The organism is Salinicola sp., from assembly GCF_982684285.1.
On sequence record NZ_CEXLVS010000247.1, the window covers coordinates 1 to 6,019 of the forward strand.

4 protein-coding genes are annotated in these 6,019 nt (G+C 56.8%); all 4 read right to left on the reverse strand.

Annotation, left to right across the window (positions count from 1 at the left end):
* Nucleotides 1–66: 66 nt before the first annotated feature.
* A complete protein-coding gene (locus AC3AYF_RS17205; protein ID WP_487780076.1) occupies nucleotides 67–264 on the reverse strand; it encodes a hypothetical protein in 198 nt (65 codons plus the stop codon).
* A 331-nt stretch (nucleotides 265–595) separates the two neighbouring features.
* Entirely contained in the window at nucleotides 596–1,444 is an 849-nt protein-coding gene (locus AC3AYF_RS17210) for a tetratricopeptide repeat protein (protein WP_295040967.1), read from the reverse strand.
* A 24-nt stretch (nucleotides 1,445–1,468) separates the two neighbouring features.
* Entirely contained in the window at nucleotides 1,469–5,026 is a 3,558-nt protein-coding gene (locus AC3AYF_RS17215) for a T6SS effector BTH_I2691 family protein (protein ID WP_295040969.1), read from the reverse strand.
* Between the two features lies 1 nt (nucleotide 5,027).
* The gene (locus AC3AYF_RS17220; RefSeq protein WP_295040971.1) at nucleotides 5,028–5,903 is read right to left on the reverse strand and encodes a DUF4123 domain-containing protein; all 876 of its coding nucleotides are present in this window, start codon (nucleotides 5,901–5,903) and stop codon (nucleotides 5,028–5,030) included.
* Between the last annotated feature and the right edge of the window lie 116 nt (nucleotides 5,904–6,019).

Below are 6,019 nucleotides of genomic sequence, written 5' to 3' on the forward strand. Positions count from 1 at the left end.
GTAGCGTCAGAATCCCGAAGAAGAGCCCCACGACCAGACCCGCCGTCACCCCGAAGCCGATCACCATTATGGTGCTGATACCACTGACGACCCCGAAGCCCCCATGATCTTCTGATTGTCGGCGCTCAGCGTCTGCCCCAGCCGCCTGGCGCGCGCTGACTCGGTCAACTTGCGCATGCCGTCCCAGATCGAGAGCATACCGCTTGCCACACTCAGCAGACCGCTCCCCAGCTTCCAGGTATCGCCGTTAATGATTCTGCTCAACGCCCCTTCGGTACCGGGGCCCATGCTGGCAACTCGAATCGCCTGATACCCCTCGGCAGCTCCCATGCCTGCGCTAAGTAAACCGACACCTGAACTAAACAAACGGTTCCAGTCGGCACCGCTGTTTGTATCGTCCGGAACCTCTAGGCGAACTATTCTAAGTTAGGCACCCAACGACTGCCGGATCGAGTCCGAAGCATGGAATTGTCGTTGTCACGACAACACCGTTCCCTTCTACCGGAGCGAAGATGATTTAATAAAAAAACCCATGGAAAATGCCATGGGTCTTAATTCTAAACTCACACGCCACAATCTTGGCAAAACAGCAACCTCAATTGGCACGGCGAATAAATCCACCACCAACCTGAACATTATTTTCTCTCTGCCATTCTTTGGATTGACGAAGAGCTTCGTCGATCTGCTCTTGGGTCATTTCCTTGGCGATACGCCGTTTACCTTCGACACCAGCAGACCCAACCAGATCATAGTACTTATAAGCTTTAACCAAGTCTCTTTTAGTACCCACCCCTTTTTCATAAGCACTTGCCAATCCAGACACCCCAAGCAAGTTACCTTTTTCGTACTTTGTAAAAACAGCCTTTTTTAACCAATAAAAGTATTTACAGTCATTTTCGGAAACACCCTCTCCTTCCCCGTACATATGGGAGAGTTGTCCTGCAGAAACTCCATCACCGGCATCACCAGCTTTACTCAACCAGTAGACCCCCTTATCCACATCGTAAGGATAAAGCTTTTCCCATTTCTCATCCAAGTAAGACATGCCTAGCATACGCTGAGCTAGAATATAACCTTCCTGGGCAGCTTGTGTCGCTAGCTTTCTCGACTCATCGATATCTTTTTTTACACAAACGCCATTATAATACATGGTAGACAAGGTATAGCCAGCGTCAACAACCCCGCCTCCCCAGGCATCCTGCAAGAAACTAACTGCCCTTTCGCAATCTCTCTTAATGCGAAATTCCGGCGCCCCCTTCACATAAAACAACCCTAAAAAGAATTTTTTTTCGCTAACGTTCGGCGAAGATAAATCTTTAACGCCATTTTCAGAGAGCTTGTCAATTGCATCATTCAGAGCTTTACCTGTTGGGTCCTGAAATAGAATATCCGCCTGAGCGACACAGGTCATAAACATGGCTAACGCAAAAACAAAAATCCTCATTAGAGCACCTTTTTGCCGCAACAATTAACTTTCGACAGCTAAAGTAAGTACATCGCTTTTCATAGAACTGGTGGCTTGGCATCTAAATTTAATCACGAGATCAACCAGTCGTGTCAAAGCGTCTTTATTGTATACCCTAGACCACTCTGCCTCATAACTTTTGCCATCCAACTCAAACCGAGGCTGGTCAGTCAACTCAGCTTCTTGAGTTGTACTATATCCAGAGACAGCAGCAGACACTAGTTTTTCAGTGCCGCGTTTTTTTTGATAAGCCCAGTCAAAAATTGCTCTCCTTTCACCATGCGGAGCAAGCTGAATCACAAGCTCAATGGAATCCAACTTAGGCACCCTAACCCTGAGGTTGATCCGCACCAAATCTTCAACACGGTCCTCTTCTTTTTGTTGTGCCTCTGAATCGATACTAAATGCCATGGCCCCTGAGGAATCAGAGTCGATATAGTTCGTCGGATCAGGCGCGGCAGGCTCCCACGATAGCTCCACCACCACGCCCTGAAACACCATCTCCAGCGAACTTTGCTCCGAGACGAGATCCTCGAATTTTTCCACCTGGCTGGTGTGAAAGCCAACCAGGCTGCGGTCGACCCACATCTGCACTGAGGGCGCTACCAGGGTTACCATCCAGACACCCAGCAGTAGCGTCAGAATCCCGAAGAAGAGCCCCACGACCAGACCCGCCGTCACCCCGAAACCGATCACCAGGATGGTGCTGATACCACTGACGACCCCGAAGCCCCCCATGATCTTCTGATTGTCGGCGCTCAGCGTCTGCCCCAGCCGCCTGGCTCGCGCTGACTCGGTCAACTTGCGCATGCCGTCCCAAATCGAGAGCATACCGCTTGCCACACTCAGCAGACCGTTCCCGAGTTTCCAGGTATCGCCGTTAATGAGTCTGCTCAACGCTCCTTCGGTACCGGGACCCATGCTGGCAACCCGAATCGCCTGATACCCCTCGGCAGCTCCCATGCCTGCGCTAAGTAAACCGACACCTGAACTAAACAACCGGTTCCAGTCGGCACCGCTGTTTGCATCGTCCAGCAACTCCTGGTCGACTGCCAGCAAGAGATTCCATGAAGTCAGCCCGAGTGCCAGAAGCTTGCCGTAATTCCCGGTACCTGCAATGGTTCCCGCGACATCGCGAGCACTCTGGGCCACGTCTGCCCACTGCTGTTGGGTCTGCGCCGCTTCATAGGTCTCTTCTGGCGCGCTATTCTCGATCAGACGTCGAACCACCGCCGGATCGAGCCCGAAGCATGGAATCGTCGTCGTGACGACAACGCCGTTTTCGGCCATCGGGGCGGAGAAATTGCCGCCGCCCCCCGTCAGCGATGGCATCGCAAGGTCCGTATCGACGCCTCTGTTCGTCTTATTGTCCCGGTAGCGTTGGCTGATCTGCTGGAACCAGTGCGTGTACTGCGCCATCGTCATCTTGACATCGATGAGCTGAGGTAGCGGTGCTTCGCCTCGTTGGACATCAGGGCCACTCATCCATGCCAACTGCTCGAGTCGTATGAAGTTGCGTAGTGCAGGTTTGGTCTCGCTATCGGAGCCAACGATCAAATCCTGCGTGACGAGCGCCGCGATGGCGTTGCCGATCGTATTGGAGATTTGCCCATGGATAGGGTGCAGTCGGTTGATGATATCGTCGGCGGTAGGCCTTCTGCCGTTCAACATGAGCGTGGAAGCCTGCTGCGTGCGGAAACGTTCTCCCCAGGCCTCTAGCGTCTCGGTTGACAGATGCTCTCCCTCGGCAAGGGAAGATACCGTGCTCCGTGCCTGTGCCGTCAGCGCGGCATTATTGGAAAACAGACCGGATAGAATGACCGATTCTTCATTCATCATCGCTGCCGCCAACGACTGCCACAGCTCACCACTGGCAGGGGCCAAGACACCACCCCGTAGCGTGTTGGCCAACAGGCCGCTCAACCCCAATCCCATCCAGTAATCGGATTGGCTATAGCGCCCGATCACATCGGCCAGGTGGTGCTTCACCCAGAGCGAGTAATCGGCATCGTGAAGTGCCAGCAGGGGTTCGCAGACACGGGTACGCGCTTGATGCTGATCGGCAAATTCTTCTAACTCTTTGGCGTCATAAAGCTTGTCGAGCTGGTCGGCGTGTCTATCCGCTATCTGCTCTGCTTCGGATTTAGTGTTGTGGAGCAGGAACTCATTGCGCTGAATCTCGCGGTCATAAAACGGATCACGTCGCATTACCTCGGCCGTCCTAGCGACCGCTGGATCGTCACTGGCAGCTCGGCGGTCGATCTCTGCCTGTTGCTCGGCCTTCTCCTGCTTCAGCCGCTCGATCTCGGCTCTCAGTCGCTCCCGTTCTGCATTCCGTGCTGTGGTCTCACGCCTCTGTTCACGTAGAAAGTCCTCTTTTTCTGTCTCAGCCTCGCGTACGGCCTGATTCAACTGACCGACACGCCGCTGATGCTGGGCGCGCTCCCGAGGTGAGGCCCCCTCACGGGAATACTCCTCCTCCTGAAAGGCATCCCGCTCGGCGCGCGCCTTATCGATTTTGTCACTCAGTGACTGCTCCTGACTCGCCACGTAGTTACGCGCGAAGTTTTGCTTGAAGGCGTCGATGGCCTGCATGCAGAGCAGCTTGCGCCGGGTCTCTTCACTTTCGCAGACGAAATTCTCGACCTCGGCCAACGCCTGATGCCGATAGGCGTTCAACTCATCGATGATGCCGATCTCGTCCTTGACCGCGAGAATGAGCCCCTTGCCCTGGTATTCACTGCCGGCGTGGTCGAGCCGGCGCTGCATGGCGCCCCTAAGCTCGCGGGGTTTATATAGCGGTCGCGCCGGGCCACTGGACCAGAACTGTTCGTCCAGGCTCTCTGCCGCCGCGCTGTATTCGGCGACTTTTTCCAACTCATCCGTACCGAAGGCAAACGGTTGCTGCTGCCCTCCGACCCAACCCGGAATATTCACCTGCTGCATGTGGGCGTTACGCCAGCCCGCGTCTTTCCCGATCATGCGGATATGGGCTTCGGGCCAGGGGTGTTCGCTGAATGCGTAGTAGAGCGTGCCCGAGTCCTCGGGAAACGGCAGGGTAACGAGGGAGGCGTCCAGGACATCGCCGGGATTGGTCTTGCAGCGATCCGGGAACTTGATGTCGTCCAGCGCGGGCGGCTGTAGCACGGGGAACTGATAGTACTTACCGTCACTGGTGATTGCGTAGGCGTACCAGTGCTGGCCGTTGGGGTTGTCCTGATCGTAGAAGTAGAGATACCCCTGACGCAGCTGGCGCAGAATGTATTTGTTGACCTGGCTGCCGGTGCTCTGCGTAATCTCCGCCTTGACCTCGTCGGGCACGCTCCTACCCTGCTCTTCACCGCCGACCAGAGTCTTGTCCAGCAGGATGTTGGTGAACTCCTGGATTCTCGAGGGATCGAGCTCCGGAATATCACCGTTGCGGCCGTTACGCTGACACACGGCATAGCGCACGGGAAGGATCGGTAGTCCCTTGCGTTCACAGAACTGGCAGCGCCCGCTTTCCTGGCCCGCCGTCTCATTTTCCGCTGCGTAAGCGCTCACTTGAGATGGTGCCGTCATACTATGTCATCTCCCCCATGTCCGATATCGCTTCCCAGTCAGCGTCGGAAAGCTGATTCGACAATCCAATGTAATTCAACCGTCCGCCCAGGCGGCCCAGCAGCGCCTGCATGATCGGGTGGCGATGAAAATCGATCCGCGTGGTCAGCCCGTGAAGGACGAAGGTGGCCACGTCGGGTCGGTCCCGCAGACCGGCTCGGTGCGCGGCGACGAGCAAGGCGTCGACGCTTTCCGCGGGGGCTTTCGACAGGCCCGCCGAGCCAGGGAGCGTGCGATAGAGCTCCCGGCAGCGGTTGATCTGGCCGATACGCTGAATGGCATGCCACTGCTCGGCGCTCAGTTTCAGGCCACCGAGCCGGCGCACCTCCCCGTGCGGATCGAGACAGCGCAGATGCAGCTCAGTGTCGAGATAAGCCCAGCGGTCGATGGGACCCAAAAGCGCCGAGAGCTGCCAGGGCTCGAGGATACGCGGTAGGTGTTCCAGCACCCGAGGATCGTAGAAGCGCAGCAGGGCAGGCTTCCCTTCCGGCGTCATCTGCTTGAGCTGACGACTGAGGTAAGTGGCGATGCTGGTGCTCGCATGGCGCGAGATCAGCCAGCCACAGAGCGGCACGGGACCGAGCAGGCCAGCGCCACGCTCGACACGCTGCCGCTCCAGTTGCGAAGCCAGCGCCGCGGCGCGGTGTTGGCCTATCCGTTCGAGATAGAGACGCTGGGCCGGGGTCTGGGCCAGCAACGGGTGACGAATCAGCGTCGCCTGCTGGCGCGCCTCGTCGCTCAGCACCCAACCGGGCGCCTCCGAAGGGTCCACCAGGCGGTACAGACGCCCTTCCCTGGCGGCCTCGCTGGCTTCGGTCATCCATGCCTCGTCGCTCATGCTGCCCATCGCTAGCTTTCCACGCTACCGTCGCCGCTGCTTGCCGCAGCCTGACTCTTGCTGGCACAGAGCACGTCTTCCCCCTCCGGCAGCTCGGGCATGGACGCGTGCAGCCT

What these genes read in the sequence shown, in the direction of transcription:
- AC3AYF_RS17215 (WP_295040969.1), bottom strand. Translation starts at nt 5,026, where the DNA reads ATGACGGCACCATCTCAAGTGAGCGCTTACGCAGCGGAAAATGAGACG.
- AC3AYF_RS17220 (WP_295040971.1), bottom strand. Translation starts at nt 5,903, where the DNA reads ATGAGCGACGAGGCATGGATGACCGAAGCCAGCGAGGCCGCCAGGGAA.
- AC3AYF_RS17210 (WP_295040967.1), bottom strand. Translation starts at nt 1,444, where the DNA reads ATGAGGATTTTTGTTTTTGCGTTAGCCATGTTTATGACCTGTGTCGCT.